This window comes from Peribacillus frigoritolerans (assembly GCF_001636405.1).
GTDB lineage: Bacteria > Bacillota > Bacilli > Bacillales > DSM-1321 > Peribacillus > Peribacillus frigoritolerans.
Genome location: NZ_KV440950.1, coordinates 2,368,724 through 2,386,878, shown reverse-complemented (window position 1 = coordinate 2,386,878; position 18,155 = coordinate 2,368,724). Strand labels below are relative to the sequence as shown.

Sequence of the window (18,155 nt, the reverse complement as noted above, 5' to 3'; positions counted from 1 at the left end):
TTTAGAAAGGCAGGTTAGCTGTAATGGCTGAAAAATATAATACTAGAGAAGAACGCCGAAAGCAGGGGCAGACTCAAAAAAAGGGACAGAATAAAGGTCCTGAAAAGCCAACCAATATGCTTAAGCGCATTTTCCTTATACTTGTTACAATCGGAATAATAGGCCTGGTTGCCGGAGGAGCTGCAATGGCTTATTTTATAAGCGACGCTCCAGAACTTGACGACAAGCTTTTAAAAGATCCGGTCACATCCAAGATTCTCGATGAAAATGGTAAATTACTTGCTGAAATCGGAAAGGAAAACCGGGATTATGTAAATTATGAAGACATACCCGATCTTGTCGAAGAAGCTTTCCTGGCAACGGAAGATTCCCGCTTTTATGAGCATCACGGGGTCGATTTCTTACGTCTGGGCAGTGCCGTCATAGCCAACGTCAAAAACGGATGCGGCTCAGAGGGTGCAAGTACATTGACCCAGCAGGTCATCAAGCGTTCTTATTTAACGCCTGATAAGACCATTAAAAGGAAAGTCCAGGAAATGTGGCTATCCATACAGCTTGAAAGAAAATATACAAAAGAAGAAATTTTCGAAATGTATGTGAATAAGATTTTCTTTGCAAACCGTGCCAACGGGATCTTAACTGCATCGCAAACTTATTATGGAAAAGATCTTAACGAATTGAAATTGAACGAAGCGGCCATGCTTGTAGGATTACCTCAAAGCCCAAGCAGGTATGACCCGTATAAATACCCTGAACGTGCGAAAGAACGCCGTGATATTGTCCTGCACTTAATGAACAAACATGGATATATCACTGAAACGGAAATGAAAAATGCACAAAGCATCGATATAACAGAAGGACTTCAAGAAATCGATAAGAGCCAAATCGATACGACCGCATACGATGCATTCATCGATTTGGTAATTGAGGAAGTCGGAGATATGGGTGACTATAACGTATTTACCGATGGTTTGGAAATCCAGACGACCATTGATAAAGATGCCCAAGAATATGTTTATAACATGTTGAACAGTGATGAAATCATCAATTATCCTAGTAAAGATCTCCAAGCCGGAGTCACATTACTCGATACAGAAACTGGTGAAATTAAAGCAGTGGGCGGCGGCAGGAATACGACGGTTAAACGCGGCTGGAATTATGCAACGGATGCCAAGCGATCACCTGGTTCAACCATTAAGCCGATTCTGGATTACGGTCCTGCCGTGGAATATTTAAATTGGTCCACCTACCACCAAATCAAGGATGAGGAATACACTTACAGTAATGGAACACCGCTTAAAAATGCTTCCGGACGACATTATGGCACTGTAACGACTCGGGAAGCATTGGCACGGTCATTAAATATTCCTGCCTTAAAAACGCTTCAAGCAGTCGGCTTGGACCGGGCACGTGATTTTGCCACTGATCTTGGGATTCCTTTCGACAAGGAAATTACCGAATCGGCAGCATTGGGCGGCGGTAAGGATGTTTCTACACTTGAACTTGCCGGTGCATACAGTTCATTCGGAAACAATGGCATTTATAATGAACCGCATAGTGTGAAAAAGATTGTTTTACGTGATAAAACAACCATCAAAAATAAGACGGAATCAAAACCGGTCATGAAAGATTCTACAGCTTTCATCGTGACGGACATGTTGAAAAGCGTCATGAAAGAACCATATGGAACAGGAAGGTTAGCCAATATCCCTAGCCTCCCGGTAGCCGGTAAAACCGGGTCAACCAATTTCACGCCTGAACAGCGTGCAGCGAACAACATCCCATCTTCGGGTGTAAAGGATAGCTGGATGGCGGGTTATACAACCAATTATACAGTCGCGGTTTGGGCTGGTTATGATAATGCATCTGGTGAGCAAATGGAATATTTGGGTGAATCATCTCAAAGGATCCCTAAATTCATCTTTAAGAATTTAATGGAACATATGGCCCAATCAAAAGAAACGAAAGACTTTGATCAACCTGACAGTGTTGTGAAGGTTGGAGTCATCAAAGGTTCGAATCCAGCTGTTAAAGCCAATGAATATACACCAAGCAGTAAAATCACTTATGAATATTATGTTAAAGGTCACGAGCCTACACAAGTGACGACAGAATATGAAAAAATCGACGTTCCTGGCATTAACGCTTCTTACAACCAGGAAAGCAATGAAATCAATTTATCATGGTCATATCCTAAAGGTAATGGGAATACCCAATTCGAGGTTAAGATGTCCGTGGACGGCGGAGCACAGAGCGTATTGAAAAAATCGAAGGATACTAGTTTAACGATCCCTAATCCAACCCCTGGAAGTAAATATACTTTCTCAGTGGTAGCTCTAGTGGATAACCAACAAAGTGATCCTGCGAGTACATCTGTCAAAATACCTGCTGAAGCGGTAGTCCCTGAGGATACTGAGGACGAGGAAATTGAAGATCCTGCCGAAGGTGAAAATCCGGAACAAGAAACTCCTGCTGAAGGCGAAGAGGATAAACAAGACGAAGACAAAAATAACAATGGCGAAAACGGCAATAACGATAATAACGACAATAACGGTAATAATGGCAATAACGACAATAATGGCAATGGCAACAATGGCAACAATGGTAATAATGGTAATGGTAATGGTAATGGCAACAACACGGATGACGGAAATGGCAATGATGGAGAGGATGTCGAGGGCGGGGATGATACCACTGACCCTGGAACGGTAGAAGAGGAAAAACCAGTCGAGACCCCTGATCCCGATCCTAATCCGGACCCAGATCCAAACCAAGATACCGAATAAATATATATGAAGATTGACCTAAAAAAAACGTCTAAGCTTTTGGCTTAGACGTTTTTTTGGCTGTTCTTATTTTTGATCATGAACTTTACATATTGTTTTTCAAATTCTCGGAACAACTCACTGAGCTGTCTATAAGAATGAAAAAAAGCGGGTCTGGCAAGGATGAAAGAAAGCCTTTCATCCATGTTCACCGGAATATTGTTAAAGGATTGTATTTGGCACCGGATATCATTCAATGCCACTGGCTGCCCATGCATCCAGAAGACTGCGGTTAAAAATAAACCGATCCCCTGCTTCATGAGTCCCAAGGTCTGTCCCGCTTTTCGCTCAGAATATAGCAATCTGCATTCGGAATCAATTCCCTTCCAACTCTTCAGCAGTTCCTTTACATGCATTGCCCCCTTCGTCCAGGGAGCATAGGCTTCTACATTATTATAATAAAGTAACTCATACGGGAAAGCCTCGAATGGAATCGTTTCACTCCAAACTGCATATCGTTCTTTTTCCAAGATGGTTTCCTTTTCAGGAAAAAACAAATGATGGGCCAATTCTTCAGGGACTTTTAATGATATGGACTGCGTCAATTGGCTTCTTTCCTTTTCATTCTTTTTTTTCCTTCACGGCATAAATCGAGAAGCGGGCAGGTTTCACATCTTGGTGACTGGGCCTTGCAATGATAGCGTCCAAAGAATATCAGGCGGTGATGCGTAACGGACCACTCATCCTTTGGTATCTTAGCCATCAGCGTTTTTTCAACGTCGAGGACACTATCCTTCCAACGGCATAATCCCAGGCGCTTGGAAACACGCTCTACATGGGTATCCACAGCGATCGCCGGCACATCATAAGCAACGGAAACGACTACATTCGCCGTCTTTCTGCCAACGCCAGGCAATTTAACAAGCTCATCACGATCTCTCGGAACTTCCTTACCGTATTCTTCGATCAGCATGCGCGACAGCTTTTGTATATTCTTAGCCTTGTTACGAAACAAACCGATTGAGCGAATGTCATTTTCCAACTCTTCAATCGGAACGCTTATGTAATCCTCAGGCGTTTTATATTTCTGAAATAAATCCTTCGTCACTTTATTGACTAATACATCCGTACACTGAGCTGACAGGGCAACAGCAACCACCAATTCAAATGGATTGGAGTGATTCAGCTCACAATGGGCATCCGGAAACATTTCACCCATCGTATCCAGACAATATCGAATTTGAGCTTTATTCAACATATCGGTTCTCCTTCAATTTACATTACTGCTCGAGCCAGTTATAGAAAGGCACATCTTTCAATGGTTGTGCAGTTTCCGTCTTTCGGTCCCTCTTTTGATGAACTCTAAATTTTTGTCCTTGCTCCCTTGCCTGTTCCAAGGTTTTAATTCCATTCTTTTTCCACTCGAATAAAATTCGATCAATGTATCGGAAATTCAATTTTCCGGAAATGACAGACTCCCTCAGAGCTGACTTAATGATTTCAGGTTGATGGTCATCCTCCATCCACATTGCCAATGTCTCACATTCAAAGGGAGATAAAGGGCGGCCGAACTCCTGTTCAAAAATCGTATAAAGGCTCTCCCCCGCTTTTTGAATTTCTGCAGACTCTGCCTGTTTCAAAGTTTTCAAGAAACAGTCCATCATTTTTTCATACAGTGGAGACAACGAATATTTTTCCTGTCCGATTTCTTGGCTCCCCTCAACCACCATTTCAACAAATCCCCTTTGGACCAAACGCTGGATCATGAATAGACATTCCGTTTCCTGCAATGTCATTCGGTCAGAAAGTTGGGAGGGTGCAGGGAAATGATTACCTTTATCGATGAAGCTTTGCAATTGTAATAATAGGACCATTTCTTGTTCATTCAGTCCCATTGCACTATAGTTAGTCAACAAAAAGGATGGAATCGTTATCGTTCCTTCCTTAAACCACGCATATAAATGTTCTTTATTCATGTTTTTGGACACCTCTGGTTTAGTATAACATGAATACGGCTCATCGAATAAGTTTATAATTTTAACAAAAAACGGTTATCTGCCAATAGGCAAGATAACCGCTTCATAACGGAATCAAGGATATAATCGATTTAATAGACGTGGGAACGGGATGGTTTCACGGACATGCTCGACTCCACTGATCCATGCTACGGTGCGTTCCAATCCCAAACCGAAGCCTGAATGCGGCACAGAGCCATATTTTCTTAATTCCATATACCATTTGTAAGCATCTTCGCTCAAGCCATGCTCATTGATTCTCTGTTCAAGCAATTCCTGATCATGAATCCGTTCTGAACCGCCAATTATTTCTCCATATCCTTCCGGAGCGATCAAATCGGCACAAAGAACGACTTCTTCCCTGTCAGGATCCGGCTGCATATAGAAAGGTTTGATTTTGGTTGGGTAATGAGTTATGAAAACGGGCTTATCATAACTTTCCGCTATCGCAGTTTCATGCGGAGCTCCAAAATCATCACCCCATTGAATATCATCAAATCCTTGTTCATGAAGGAACTTAATGGCTTCATCATATGTAATCCGCGGGAAAGGAGCTTGGATTTGTTCAAGCTTCGATGTATCACGGCCCAGTGTATTCAACTCAAGCTCACAGTTTTTCAATACGGATTGGATGATGGAAGAAACGAATTTCTCCTGGACCTCCAGGTTTTCTTTAAATTCGATGAAAGCCATTTCTGGTTCAATCATCCAGAACTCGATTAAGTGTCGTCTTGTTTTGGATTTTTCTGCCCTGAAGGTTGGACCAAAGGAAAATACCTTCCCAAGTGCCATGGCAGCCGCTTCCATATAGAGTTGACCACTTTGTGAAAGGTATGCATCCTCATCAAAGTATTTAGTCGCGAACAATTCACTAGTTCCCTCTGGTGCGCTTCCCGTTAAAATTGGGGGATCCACTTTAACGAAGCCTTCTTCATTAAAGAATTCATATGTAGCACGGATTATTTCATTCCGGATTTTCATGACTGCATGCTGCCGTTTTGAACGCAGCCACAAATGGCGGTTATCCATTAAAAATTCAGGACCATGCGCTTTAGGTGTAATGGGATAATCCAATGATTCATGAATGATTTCAATATCTTTCACCTGTAATTCAAAACCGAACGGCGAGCGTTCATCCTTTTGAATGACACCAGTTACATACAAGGATGACTCTTGCGAAACCGATTTCGCACGAGCGAAAATCTCTTCTCCCACTTCAGCTTTCACGACCACCCCTTGAATAAAACCAGAGCCATCACGTATTTGAAGGAAAGCAATTTTCCCACTGGAACGTTTGCTGGCAAGCCAGCCTCCAATGGTTACTTCTTGATCGACGAATTTGCTAGCATCTTTTATTGTAATTTTCACGGAATTTACCTCCAAAAATAACTTAACTTACTAATGAATTTACTCTACTTATTATACCCATAGCCCTGCTTACAAGCAAATAAATCAATTGAAGCGGAGGTTCCATGCCTTTTATATCATTCTTATTATGTTTTTGTCGCGTATTCGCCAGATTGCATGGTAAATTACTTTTCACTAATGCCCATGCTCTTATTACAGTAAAATCATCTCGGTATATGCATAGGCCGACATTTCTAATATTAAACAAAGGATTGAATCCAATCAACCAATGGTAATCAAATACTCTTTACCATTCATCATCGGAATATCCCCATTCATAATCTTTCAATTTGAACTCCTAGCTTCATACTAACTAAATGTTCCAGGGGGCTTTTCTGTTGAAACCCAGGTTTTTTCTAACATTTTTTGTCTAATTATACTGAATAATCTAAATATGTTGAACTTAAACAAAAAATCATATACGATATCATATATGATTAATTAAAAAATCAAGGGGTGAGTGCCATGGCAAAAGCAAGAGTGAAACTCCAAAAGTCAGATTACTCAGAAGAAGTGGAAATACTGTCGAACCGCTATATATTAATGAACGGTGTTAAGCATGAGGTATCACGAATCAAGTTTGATAACCCTATTTCCGGAACGGTATATGGAACATTATTAAACTATAAAGGGTCATTGGAAGCATTGAAGGGAAAGATCGACCAACCGCCTTATAATGAACCCCCTAAAGGGCCGATCCTTTATATTAAACCTAGAAACACGTTTTCTTCTTATTCAAATCCAGTTCCCCTTCCAACAGGCATACCTGAATTGGAAATCGGGGCCGCACTTGGAATAGTGATCAGTAAAACGGCGACAAGAGTCAAGAAAGAACATGCCTCGGATTATATAGAAGGTTTTACGATCGCCAATGATATTAGCATTCCCCATGAAAGCGTTTTCCGTCCTGCTATCCGCCATAAAGCCCGTGATGGATTTTGCCCGATCGGTCCATGGGTCGTATCCAAGGAATCCATCTCCACCCCCGATTCTTTAGGACTTCGTGTATATATTAATGGAGAGCTAAGGCAAGAAAATTCAACTTCAAATCTAATTCGCTCCATCCCCCGGCTTATTGAGGATGTAACGGACTTCATGACCTTGAGTACGGGTGACGTCCTTCTAGTTGGAGTTCCTGAGAATGCACCGCTGGCCAAAGCCAATGATCAAGTCAGGATAGAAATAGACGAAATCGGTTATTTGGAAAATACGATCATTTCCGAGGAAAAATTATCACTGGAGGGGATTTTATGAAGAGAGCACGTGTAGCCTATGCAGGTGCCATACATCCAGCAAGTGAATATCATGGCCAGCTCCAATTGGCGGATGGCCGGCTTGTCAATGAGCAGGACGTTGTCTGGCTTCCCCCTGTGGAACCACGAACTGTCTTCGCGCTTGGCTTGAATTATGCAGACCATGCGAAGGAGCTAGCTTTTAAAGCCCCGGAAGAACCCCTTGCATTCTTAAAAGGTCCCAATACATTCATCGGCCACCGGGGACAGACAAGGCGGCCTGCTGATGCCGCTTATATGCATTATGAATGTGAACTGGCAGTGGTAATCGGTAAAAAGGCGAAGAACATAAAAAAGGAAGAAGCCTTTAATTATGTAAGTGGATATACGATTGCAAATGATTATGCAATACGGGATTATCTGGAGAACTACTACCGGCCCAATTTAAAGGTCAAAAATCGCGATACGTGCACCCCCATTGGTCCCTGGCTAGTCGATGCCGAAGATATTCCAGATCCTTCGAACCTTGCCATCAAAACTTACGTCAACGGAAAATTGACTCAGCAAGGCAACACTAAAGACATGATTTTCGGCATTGCTGATTTAATTGAATATTTCAGCAGCTTCATGACATTGAGTCCAAACGATATCATATTGACAGGCACACCTGAAGGCTTGGCGGATACTGCTGTAGGCGATGAAATCATCACTGAAATTGAAGGTATCGGAAAACTCGTTAGCACAATAGTCGGGGACGATGTATTTACTGAAATCGGGGATCGGCCTCATCTGAATATCCACAATGGAAGGGACTGATCATATGCCTCATATAATTATTGAATATACGGATAATATCAAAGATGAAATCCAGATTGACGGCTTATTAAGAAAGGTGAATGATGTACTGATATCCTATCCCTCCATCTTTCCAATTGGCGGGATTCGATCCCGGGCCATTGAATTGAAGCATTATCGTGTTGCCGATGGTACAGAGGATGATGCTTTTGTTCATGCCATACTAAAAATTGGCGCCGGACGCCAGGACAGTGATAAAACAAAAGTATGTGACCACCTTTTCGAAACGATGGAGTCCCATTTGGCATCCCTCTTTTCAAAAAGATATCTTGCCCTCTCCATGGAACTTACGGAATTCAGTGATTTTGGCACATATAAAAAGAATAATATCCATAATCGATATAATAAATGAACAATATTTCATATTTAAAGGCCTTCCATCATCGGGAAGGCCTTTAAATTTATATGTTTTGCCAGTGCTACCGGGCTCAGTTGATTTCTGCAAGGTTTTCAGTACGGTTCAAGAACTCCTTGACACGGTCCACATATTCCTGTTTATCATAGCCGTTATATAAAGCGCTAGCCATACGGACCGGATCCCCAAAAAAGAATCTTTCGTACAGCGTTTGCCTGGATCCAAATGAACTCATGCATACATCCCATGCGAGACGATACAATTTAACCCTGTCATAGGCTCCACCATTCGCAGCTTGAAGATATTTATCCAAATCCGGTCGAAGCTCCGAATTGAAATCGGCTTCATTTGGTATCGCCATTAAGCCACTAGCTCCAAGAAGCTGCATTATTTCACTGAATCTAGGGTAAATCTTCGGATAATAATTACGGGCTATGTTTAAAGGTGTGAAATCGGGTGTCATCATTCCCCACTTATCCACTTTCGCGTTTGCCTCCGAAGCTGTTATGAAAGCCTTTACCGTTTCAAGCGCTATGATGACTTCCGAGATTTTTTCCTGAACATGCTGGTATTGCCCGATATTGATGGTTTCCACCATTAGTTGCAGAATCCCCAGAATGAACTCGGTTTTGGCGATATTCTTCGCTACCACCTGATGGGTCATATGAACAACCGCATTGCTTTCATTATAAGCCTGGTTGCAAATGCCGACATCCCCATATGCAAATACCCGATTCCAAGGAACGACTACATCATCAAAAACGATAATCGTATCCATTTCCTCAAATCTTGAACCAAGAGGATGGTCAAAATGTGATTTGCCATAGTCGAATGATTCACGACAGATGAATTTCAACCCTGGTGTATTATTTGGTATGGAGAATGCGAATGCATAAGGGTTTTCTTCTTCCGATTGTTTAAGCAATGTGGAAGGGAATACCATGATTTCATCGGTTATTCCTCCTTGTGTAGCTAATAATCTAGCCCCCTTTATAATAAGCCCTTCTGAATTCTTGCCAGCAATCCGTGCAGCGATGTAAGGGTCCGGAAGCTTTGCGGCACTAACTCCCCTATTAACCTGGGGTTGGATCAGGGTATGTGTCAACGACAAGTCCTTTTCCCTGCAGAGCTCATAATAATCTTTCATATTTTTAGCAAATGCCGAATCCTGAGTGCCGAACATATCAGCTGCAGTACCGTACGCCATCATCCCACTGTTGATATAGTCAGGGGAACGTCCCATCATTCCATTATTATGCCTTGCCCATTCTTGAATCATTTTCCTCCTTTTTTCAAGGTCTTCCTTAGTCCGCGGCTGCATGAATGAGGTCCCTACTCTTTCGTTTGAAGTTGGTGAAATATAAGTCATGATGTCAGTTTTCGCGGAATCATGCTGCAAATCATATAATTCGGCCTGTGATTTCATGACCCCTTTAAAAGCTGGGTGTTGACTGATCTTATTTTTTACTTGCTCTCCATTGATCCATACATTCGCCTTTGCTTTGTCTACCCTATCGATATATTCTTTACCTGTTTTAGCCGGCATGCTTACATCCCCCTTTAGTATTAATTTAATGAAGCGCTTACAATTAAATAAATTCCAAATATTGAATTAATTCCTATAACAAAATATACCATATGTTATGATATATATATAATACTTAAAAAATTCAATATGTATATGTAAATCATATGTATGAGGTGTATATAATGGACATCCGGCAATTAAAGTATTTTGTGACGATCGTTCAGGAAGAGCAAGTAACCAAAGCCGCAAAAAAATTACATATGGCTCAACCGCCCCTTAGCCAGCAACTTAAATTAATGGAAATGGAAATCGGTGAAAAACTTTTCGATCGGAATGGAAAGAAACTTGAACTCACTGAAACTGGCAAAGTCCTTTATAAAAAAGCTGAAGCTCTATTAATCCAGTTCGAAGAATCACTACTGGAAGTGAAGGAAGTCAGTAAAGGGGTAAAGGGTACTCTTTCCATAGGGTCAGTAAAAACCTGCTTTTCTTACATTCCGCAAAGGATGAGAACCTTTAGGGTTAAATACCCTGACATTCGTTTCAAGTTAATGGAAGGTGATACGTTCCGTTTGACAGAAGGCTTAATAAACAGGGAAATCGAGTTGGCCATTGTAAGGCTTCCTATTAACGGTAAGCAATTCTCATCGATTAACCTTCCGCCGGAAGATTTTGTGCTTGTCACCCCAAAAGATTGGGATATCCCAGACTCGATGGAATTCAAACAAATTAAGGAATATCCCCTTTTATTGCTGCATAGGGTTAGCGGTCAAGGTACTTACGAACTTATATTGGATGAATGCCTAAGACATGGATTTGACCCTACGATTGTATGTGAATGTCCTGATGCTGCCATGATCTTATCTTTAGTGAAGGAAGGAGTAGGCGCTACCATCATGCCACGTACCACATCCAAATCGTTTTCAACCCAGGGGATAAAAATAGTCGAATTGATAGATTGTGAAGTACAATCGGAAGCTGCCCTTATTTGGCTCGAAGAACGCTATCTTTCCAAAGGCGCCGTCAAATTCCTAGAAACATTTTCTGAAGGAATGCCCAGTTATCCTTGAATATTAGTGCACCTGTACCTCTTTCTAGTACTCTTTTGTATTTGTTCGAATTTCTTTATCCATTGAAAAGAAAAAGCAGCCTATCATTTGATGGCCACTTTTTCAAATCCATTCACAATTGCGTTTGACGCTTTATTAATAGGCATGCCTTTACTTCATTCAATGTCGCAAAACACCCTTAACATCATGACCGGTATTGGACTTTACCAGGATTTCATTATAATTGTCTTTTGCCACCGTTTTCAAACCGGTCCTGCGATTACCGATCAAGGCACCTAAATAGCAGGCGATGAATCCAAGCGGAATGGAAACGATTCCTGGGGAATTCAAAGGGAAAATCGGGTCACCTGTCATAATGGCTGCTCCGGGGACCGGGTTCCAGACATTTGGACTGAGGGCCACGAGCAAAAGTGTACCAAAAAGACCTGTCATCATACCGACTATCGCTCCAGTTTTATTGAATTTTTTCCAATAGATCGTTAGAAGGATTACTGGCAAATTCGAACTGGCGGCCAATGTAAAGGCGATAGATGCCAGAAACGCTACATTGAATTCCTGCAGACCTAATGATAAAACAATCGCAAGTGCAGTCACACCAATGGAAGCCCATCTAGCCATCTTCATTTGCTGTTTTTCCGTCGCTTTTCCATCTTTTAATATTTCATTATAAAAATCATGTGAAAATGCCGTAGCACCTGTTAAAACGATACCTGCAACTACTGCGAGTATCGTTGCGAAGGAAACGGCCGCGATAAATGCGAATAAGATGTCCCCGCCCACAAGTTGGGCCAATAAAGGTGCAGCCATGTTACCTGCTGGATTAGCGGCCATGATATTCGATGTTCCCACCAACTTCGCAGCACCGAATCCGAGAAAAATGACCATGATATGAAATGCACCCATAATCCACATCACCCAAACAACCGACTTTCTTGCCACTCGTGCATTCGGGACAGTCAAAAAACGTATTAAAATGTGAGGCAAACCTGCCGTTCCCAGAATCAGGCCCAGTGACAAGGATGCTGCATCCCACCCACTGGCATATTTAATTCCTGCCTTCAGGTAATCAGCTCCCATCGGTGTTGCAGTTTTCATATCAGTGAAAATTCCGATGAAACTAAAATTCAACTTCCACATGACGATCATGAATAATATAAACACTCCGCCTATCAGCAGGATGGCTTTAATGATCTGCACCCAGCTCGTCGCCGTCATCCCCCCGAATAGAACAAATACCAGCATTACAATACCTACGATGATGACAGAAATATTATACGGGATGTCTAAAAGCAATTTAAATAAAGCGCCTGCAGCAACAAGTTGCCCCAGCATGTACATGACTGATATCACCAGGGTATTAAAAGCGGTCACTCCCCGGACCTGTTTATATTTAAACCTTGTAGTCACCATATCAGCCAATGTGTATTTCCCTAAGTTCCTTAATGGCTCAGCCACTAGGAATAACACGACAAGAAATGAAACAAGTGCTCCATACATCAGGAAAAATCCATCATATCCCGTTAAGGAAAATGCCCCTATCAACCCTAAAAACGTGGAAGCCGACATAAAATCCCCGGCCAATGCAAGTCCATTTTGCCTAGCGGTCAACCCGCCCCCAGCCGTATAAAAGGAGCCTGCCGTTTTAGTTTTTTTGGAAGCGAAATACGTGATGAAAAGCGTACCTATCGACATTAGCGCAAAGAGAATGATAACTGTCCAATTCATGATTCAAAGCCCTTCTTTCTCGATGATTTCTTTTATTTGTTCATCGATTCTTTCAGATTTCCTTACATATATGCTGCAAACCCATACAGACATAACCGTAATGGAGACACCGTACACCCACGCCCATGTTATGTCCCCAATGAAAGGGTGATCCAGGATATCTGTGTAAAAAACTAAGAAGGGCAAAAGCAAGGAATATCCCATAAAGAAAATCGTAAAAGGGATGACGAACTTCTTTTTGTCGGAAAGCATATTCTGAAACTCTTTGGAGGCAACAATCTTTTCATAATCCACTAGATTGGTTTGTTCCGATTCATCAAGTTTTTTTTCCAGCCGAACCATCTCTACACACCTCTTCTGATATTTATTTTTACAAGGAAGGTCCTGGTAGTATTCCTCCAATGGCACAAATCCCCCTCCATCCCAGAATACCTACAACCTCATCTGCCCAAAGAGGTTATGAAACCCATTCCCTAAGCTTTCCATACTACTTTTGTGAAACCGATGAAACTTACAAATAGGGCAGCAGTAAGCTCCCACTGCTGCCCTGTCCCAGACCATATCTTTTAAAAGGTTTGCACTTTCACAATAGTCTTGGCTCGCCTATCCTTCATCTGTTTCGACTTCTTGATACATTCACTTTTCCATTTGATATGAAACTTCTTTCCTTTCAAGGGAAGAGAATCATTGAAATGTAAGTGCCAACTCCCTTGAAAGGATCCGTCCAGTATTTGATGGGCTATTCCTTCATGAACATTTCCTGCGGTATGGATTTCGATTAAATACACTCCGGGCGGGGGTGTCAGGAATGCTTCCGATAATGAAACGATGACGTGTTGATTATCCTCGGAATCGATTGTCCCTTGACTTTCAAAATATGAGCCAAGATATGACGGGATATCTGCGAACCGACCTTCCGCAATCAAGTTTCTAAGCTAAGTAGAACTTACTTTTTCATGATCAATTTCAAATTTCTTCATTTCCGTCACTTCAAAAAATCGCTTACCTTCGATTTTCAGCGTTTCCATATTTCCTTGCCCTTAATGCCCATAGCGGAAATCGAATCCAGCCACGGCATGTTTGCCTTTAAATCCACATAGATAATCCTCGATAAAGTCAGAAGGTGAAAGAAGGGCAAATGCGGAATCGAAGTTCACGACTATCAAGGTTTCTACACCTAAATCCTGCATTAATTTTGCTTTTTGCCCTAAGGGAGTAATGTATGTTTGAGGCGTTTGATCGTTTCCAATGATTTGCTTTGGATGTGGAAAAAAAGTCATGACTGCCAATTTCAAATCTTGCTGTTTGGCAATCCTTTTGGCTAGATTTATCAATTCTTGATGGCCTAGATAACTCCGTCGAAAAATCCAAGAGCCAGCACACACGGTTCTGCTTCTGCTGAATATATACTGGAAAGTGGGTGCTGAACATCAATGATATCCAAAATCAGCTTCCTTCCTATGCTTCTTGAAAGGTTCCATTTTAGACTTAGTAAAAGGAACCCCCATAATCCAGCAGTCTTCCATCAACTTTTCACCATTTGCACAGGCGCCCTATTGAAAAGACTATGAGAGTCCATGAATTTTTGCTGAATTTACCATCTTTCATCCTAAATCCCGCTTCTTTTTAGATGATGAATTCAGGCTTACTTTTTGCCAGGATCGGTTCTTTAAGAGGAACTTCTTCTCCTGATATTATATCAAGCACAGAAGATGCCTCATCAAACCATGAATCCGGAGCTTGGGCTCCCCAGAATGTCTGGCGTCTTGGATCATTCAAATCCCAATGAATCGGTTCGGTATCCGGGTCAGATGTTAAGTAATCCCCATTGTATAATTCGATCCTGTGACCATCCGGATCTCTTAAATATAGGAAGAATGCATTGGATAGGCCATGCCTCCCTGGGCCGCGTTCGATTGACTTTGCATATCCAAGAGATGCCAGTACATCACAAGCATGGATAAGTGCAAGCGGGTCAGGCAGAAAGAAGCCTACATGATGAAGTCTTGGACCGATACCGTTCATGAATGCCTGGTCATGGACCGTTTGCTTTCTATGTAGCCACGTTGCCCATAATTTGCCCGACTCATCCACAGTATCTTCCGAGCAGGCAAAACCTAATTCTTTCATATAAAAGTCAGAGGCTTTTTGCACATTTGGCACACAACAATTCACATGATCGATTCTTTGGACCCTCGAACCCCTATGCATTTCATATCGTTGCAGCAATCTCTCGGCTTTATCCATTTTGTAAAAAAACTCTAATGGCAATCCTGAAATATCCTGAACTCGCAGTGACTTGCCTAGTGCATGCTGTGTTCCTTCCTGCATCCACTTCATTTTCATTCCCTTGGACAGGAAGAAAGATTCCAACCCTTCAAGGTCTTCCTCTTTTTCAACCTTGTATCCTATTGCTTCAACGCTTGGCTTTTCTGCCTTTTGCAAGATAAGCGAATGATGATGCGCTTCCTCTAAACCACGTAAATATATGTGGTCATTCGTTCTTTCCGTTTCAATAAAACCTAAAGCATCCACATAAAAGGCTCTTGATTTATCTAAATCTGTTACATTAAGTATCGTTCTCGCAACACGAATAATAGAAAAATTCATAGTATTCTCCCCTTCTTTAATGAACCCGGATTATTTTTCAGCAGAAGAAACGGCATTTTGTTTTACGTCGCCAAATTTCGGAATGTGATGTTCTCCAATTGCCACGTGGATAACTTGTGTTTCCGTATAGAATTCAAAGCTATAATGGCCGCCTTCACGTCCTACCCCACTATATTTCGACCCTCCAAAAGGAATCCGCAAATCCCTAACGTTTTGGGAATTCACCCAGACCATCCCACTATCGACAGCTTGAGCAAACCTATGTCCACGTTTCATATCATTGGTCCATACATAAGCAGCTAGCCCATACTTTACATCATTAGCCATTCTCAATACTTCCTCTTCAGTCTTGAAAGGAATGACTGCCATGACTGGTCCAAAAATCTCTTCTTGTGCCACCGTCATATCATTTGTACAGTTCAAAAGAAGCGTCGGGGCAATATAATTCCCTTCCTTGAATGCACTTGGTATGGCACCGCTTACAATTTCCGCCCCTTCATCTTTTGCTATATCCAGATATCGGGAGACATTATTAAAATGGTTACGATGGATCAGCGGTCCGATTTCCGTGTCTGGATCCATTGGGTTTCCAATCTTGATATTATGAACACGTTCCTTCAATTCTGCCACGAACTGGTCGATTATCGATTCATGGACAAATAATCTGGAATTGGCTGTGCAGCGCTCCCCATTGAACGAATAGATTCCCCATACCACTGAATCCAGGGCCTTTTCTAAATCGGCATCTTCAAAAATGACTGCTGGTGATTTACCGCCGAGTTCCATGGAAAAACGTTTCATTGTATCTGCACCATTTTTAATGATTTCAGCGCCGGTTGTCGTTTCTCCGGTAAAGGATATCAATTGGACTTCAGGATGGGCAACCAAGGACGCCCCCGCTGTCTCCCCAAAACCGTGAACAATATTGAATACGCCTTTTGGCAGACCGGATTGATCAATGATTTGAGCTAATTTATTGGCAGTCAATGGAGACCACTCCGCTGGTTTAAGGACACATGTATTTCCTGTAGCCAGGGCCGGGGCGATCTTCCAGGTTTCTAACATGAAAGGTGCATTCCAAGGAGTGATTAATCCTGCCACTCCTATCGGTTTATGAATCGTATAATTGATGAAAGTGTCATCCACTTGATATGACTCTCCTATCAGCCTGCTTTTCACCATTTCAGAATAAAAACGGAAATTCTCCGCTCCCCTTGCCGCTTGTTTTTTTGTCTGGCTAATCGGCAACCCTGTATCCAGTGATTCCAAAAAAGAGATTTCTTCGGCATTTTCTTCAATTAGATCAGCAATCCTATTCATGTACTTCAATCTTTCTTCCACTTTCATCGTTCTCCATGGGCCATTATCGAATGCAGCTCTTGCGGCGGCGACCGCTTGATCAATATCCTCTTTAAACCCTTCTGCCACATTATTGATTGCTTGATTATTAAAAGGGCTTAGATTTTCAAATGTTTTTCCTGAGATACCATCGACAAATTGACCATTGACGTAATGCTTCACATCCCGCACGGGAAAAGTTTGCATGATAAATCCTCCTTTAAAAATTAATTCGGGAAGATGACAAAAATCGTTTGGATTTGTGCAATCTTCCCAACTAGCCATTATGACTGGATTTTTTGGTCAATCAACCCGTATGATTGAAGGGTTTCACGCAGTTCTTTTTCCAATGGTTCCGAAGGCGGTCCCATAGGCGGCCTTAATGCCGGATTGATTTTCCCCATCATCCCCATCGCAGCTTTTAATGGTCCTGGATTGGTTTCTTTAAACAAAACATCATTCAATGGCATTAATTTGTAATGGAGGTCAAGCGCCTTATCTACATCACCCTCCACCCAAAGGTTATAAATGTCCGCCACTTCTTTAGGAGTGATATTGGCAGTAGCACTTATATGTCCTGCCCCTCCAATAGCCAACATTGGATAGCATAATAATTCAATGCCAGAATATAAGAGAAAATCCCTTCCGCAATTCAATAAGACACGGTTCACATGTTCGAAATCTTTATTAGATTCTTTTACACCAATAATATTTTCACAATCTTCAGCAAGACGTGCCAATGTCTTCACTTCTAAATTCGTCGCCGTTCTTCCGGGAATGTTATAAACGATCAGTGGGATATCAACAGCATTGGCTACGGTTTTAAAATGATTATAAAGTGCCTGTTGATTCGGTTTATTGTAATAAGGTACGATGACTAAAGCAGCATCCGCACCCATTTCCTGTGCCCTTTTTGTCAAATGCAACGTTTCTTTCTGATTGGCAGATCCGGTACCTGGTGCAACTGGAACACGGGCTTTTGCTGCTTTAATTGCCGTTTCCATCACTAATTCCCGTTCCTCAATCGTAAGTGAACTCGGCTCGCCTGTAGTCCCGCATACCGAAATTCCATGGGAACCGCTTTCAATATGCCAGTTTACTAGATTTTCAATGGCCTTTACATCAACTTCCATCTTGTCATCAAAGGGAGTGATAACGGGTGCGATGGATCCTCTTAAACGACTTTTGATTTCCTCGTACATTTTTTCTACCACCTTTTTATTATTTGAATATTCCGAATAATCTAAGTGAAAAA

Annotated in this window: 16 protein-coding genes; 5 read left to right on the top strand and 11 right to left on the bottom strand. The window is 41.8% G+C overall.

Features of this window, described 5'->3' with window-relative positions:
* Positions 1-23 precede the first annotated feature (23 nt).
* Positions 24-2,786 (top strand): PBP1A family penicillin-binding protein, encoded by a 2,763-nt coding sequence (locus A6755_RS11660; RefSeq protein WP_063590717.1) that lies wholly within the window; start codon positions 24-26, stop codon positions 2,784-2,786.
* 44 nt (positions 2,787-2,830) lie between these two features.
* Here A6755_RS11660 and A6755_RS11655 read toward each other — a convergent pair whose 3' ends face one another.
* The 4 genes from A6755_RS11655 to asnS form a co-directional block, all read right to left on the bottom strand.
* Entirely contained in the window at positions 2,831-3,370 is a 540-nt protein-coding gene (locus A6755_RS11655; protein ID WP_063590716.1) for a YpoC family protein, read from the bottom strand.
* A complete protein-coding gene (gene nth, locus A6755_RS11650; RefSeq protein WP_034307902.1) occupies positions 3,367-4,023 on the bottom strand; it encodes an endonuclease III in 657 nt (218 codons plus the stop codon). The genes A6755_RS11655 and nth overlap by 4 nt, the downstream gene beginning before the upstream one ends.
* Positions 4,024-4,045: 22 nt before the next feature.
* Complete coding sequence (locus A6755_RS11645) at positions 4,046-4,741, bottom strand: DnaD domain-containing protein (RefSeq protein WP_053535560.1); 696 nt, start codon at positions 4,739-4,741, stop codon at positions 4,046-4,048.
* Positions 4,742-4,855: 114 nt separating this feature from the next.
* Complete coding sequence (gene asnS, locus A6755_RS11640) at positions 4,856-6,148, bottom strand: asparagine--tRNA ligase (protein ID WP_054400296.1); 1,293 nt, start codon at positions 6,146-6,148, stop codon at positions 4,856-4,858.
* Between the two features lie 504 nt (positions 6,149-6,652).
* On the opposite strand from asnS, the gene A6755_RS11635 reads away from it, so the two are divergent.
* From A6755_RS11635 to A6755_RS11625, 3 genes are read left to right on the top strand one after another with little or no spacing between them, the layout of a single operon-like run.
* Entirely contained in the window at positions 6,653-7,441 is a 789-nt protein-coding gene (locus tag A6755_RS11635; RefSeq protein ID WP_063590715.1) for a fumarylacetoacetate hydrolase family protein, read from the top strand.
* Positions 7,438-8,235 (top strand): fumarylacetoacetate hydrolase family protein, encoded by a 798-nt coding sequence (locus A6755_RS11630; RefSeq protein ID WP_063590714.1) that lies wholly within the window; start codon positions 7,438-7,440, stop codon positions 8,233-8,235. Before A6755_RS11635 ends, A6755_RS11630 begins: the two co-directional genes overlap by 4 nt.
* 4 nt (positions 8,236-8,239) lie before the next feature.
* A complete protein-coding gene (locus A6755_RS11625; protein WP_034307909.1) occupies positions 8,240-8,626 on the top strand; it encodes a 5-carboxymethyl-2-hydroxymuconate Delta-isomerase in 387 nt (128 codons plus the stop codon).
* Positions 8,627-8,702: 76 nt separating this feature from the next.
* Here A6755_RS11625 and hpaB read toward each other — a convergent pair whose 3' ends face one another.
* Positions 8,703-10,175 carry a 4-hydroxyphenylacetate 3-monooxygenase, oxygenase component gene (hpaB, locus tag A6755_RS11620; protein WP_034307911.1) on the bottom strand — a complete coding sequence of 491 codons (1,473 nt, stop codon included), beginning with the start codon at positions 10,173-10,175 and terminating at the stop codon, positions 8,703-8,705.
* A 164-nt stretch (positions 10,176-10,339) separates the two neighbouring features.
* Here hpaB and A6755_RS11615 point away from each other — a divergent pair, with 164 nt between their 5' ends.
* The gene (locus A6755_RS11615; protein ID WP_174878709.1) at positions 10,340-11,227 is read left to right on the top strand and encodes a LysR family transcriptional regulator; all 888 of its coding nucleotides are present in this window, start codon (positions 10,340-10,342) and stop codon (positions 11,225-11,227) included.
* Positions 11,228-11,386: 159 nt separating this feature from the next.
* Here the strand turns inward: A6755_RS11615 and A6755_RS11610 are convergent, their stop codons facing one another.
* From A6755_RS11610 to hpaI, 6 genes are all read right to left on the bottom strand, one after another.
* Entirely contained in the window at positions 11,387-12,952 is a 1,566-nt protein-coding gene (locus tag A6755_RS11610) for a solute symporter family protein (protein WP_063590713.1), read from the bottom strand.
* A gap of 3 nt (positions 12,953-12,955) precedes the next feature.
* Positions 12,956-13,294, bottom strand: coding sequence for a DUF485 domain-containing protein (locus tag A6755_RS11605; protein ID WP_063592514.1), 339 nt, complete (start codon positions 13,292-13,294; stop codon positions 12,956-12,958).
* 698 nt (positions 13,295-13,992) lie between these two features.
* On the bottom strand, positions 13,993-14,337 hold the full coding sequence (locus A6755_RS11595; RefSeq protein ID WP_063590711.1) for a nucleotidyl transferase family protein: 345 nt from the start codon (positions 14,335-14,337) through the stop codon (positions 13,993-13,995).
* Between the two features lie 241 nt (positions 14,338-14,578).
* Positions 14,579-15,562, bottom strand: coding sequence for a 3,4-dihydroxyphenylacetate 2,3-dioxygenase (gene hpaD, locus A6755_RS11590; RefSeq protein ID WP_063590710.1), 984 nt, complete (start codon positions 15,560-15,562; stop codon positions 14,579-14,581).
* Between the two features lie 30 nt (positions 15,563-15,592).
* Positions 15,593-17,107 (bottom strand): 5-carboxymethyl-2-hydroxymuconate semialdehyde dehydrogenase, encoded by a 1,515-nt coding sequence (gene hpaE / locus A6755_RS11585; protein ID WP_063590709.1) that lies wholly within the window; start codon positions 17,105-17,107, stop codon positions 15,593-15,595.
* 77 nt (positions 17,108-17,184) lie between these two features.
* Positions 17,185-18,102 (bottom strand): 2,4-dihydroxyhept-2-ene-1,7-dioic acid aldolase, encoded by a 918-nt coding sequence (gene hpaI, locus A6755_RS11580; protein WP_063590708.1) that lies wholly within the window; start codon positions 18,100-18,102, stop codon positions 17,185-17,187.
* Positions 18,103-18,155 lie beyond the last annotated feature (53 nt).

What these genes read in the sequence shown, in the direction of transcription:
- A6755_RS11660 (WP_063590717.1), top strand. Translation starts at nt 24, where the DNA reads ATGGCTGAAAAATATAATACTAGAGAAGAACGCCGAAAGCAGGGGCAG.
- nth (WP_034307902.1), bottom strand. Translation starts at nt 4,023, where the DNA reads ATGTTGAATAAAGCTCAAATTCGATATTGTCTGGATACGATGGGTGAA.
- A6755_RS11645 (WP_053535560.1), bottom strand. Translation starts at nt 4,741, where the DNA reads ATGAATAAAGAACATTTATATGCGTGGTTTAAGGAAGGAACGATAACG.
- A6755_RS11635 (WP_063590715.1), top strand. Translation starts at nt 6,653, where the DNA reads ATGGCAAAAGCAAGAGTGAAACTCCAAAAGTCAGATTACTCAGAAGAA.
- A6755_RS11630 (WP_063590714.1), top strand. Translation starts at nt 7,438, where the DNA reads ATGAAGAGAGCACGTGTAGCCTATGCAGGTGCCATACATCCAGCAAGT.
- A6755_RS11625 (WP_034307909.1), top strand. Translation starts at nt 8,240, where the DNA reads ATGCCTCATATAATTATTGAATATACGGATAATATCAAAGATGAAATC.
- hpaB (WP_034307911.1), bottom strand. Translation starts at nt 10,175, where the DNA reads ATGCCGGCTAAAACAGGTAAAGAATATATCGATAGGGTAGACAAAGCA.
- A6755_RS11615 (WP_174878709.1), top strand. Translation starts at nt 10,340, where the DNA reads ATGGACATCCGGCAATTAAAGTATTTTGTGACGATCGTTCAGGAAGAG.
- A6755_RS11610 (WP_063590713.1), bottom strand. Translation starts at nt 12,952, where the DNA reads ATGAATTGGACAGTTATCATTCTCTTTGCGCTAATGTCGATAGGTACG.
- A6755_RS11605 (WP_063592514.1), bottom strand. Translation starts at nt 13,294, where the DNA reads ATGGTTCGGCTGGAAAAAAAACTTGATGAATCGGAACAAACCAATCTA.
- hpaD (WP_063590710.1), bottom strand. Translation starts at nt 15,562, where the DNA reads ATGAATTTTTCTATTATTCGTGTTGCGAGAACGATACTTAATGTAACA.
- hpaE (WP_063590709.1), bottom strand. Translation starts at nt 17,107, where the DNA reads ATGCAAACTTTTCCCGTGCGGGATGTGAAGCATTACGTCAATGGTCAA.
- hpaI (WP_063590708.1), bottom strand. Translation starts at nt 18,102, where the DNA reads ATGTACGAGGAAATCAAAAGTCGTTTAAGAGGATCCATCGCACCCGTT.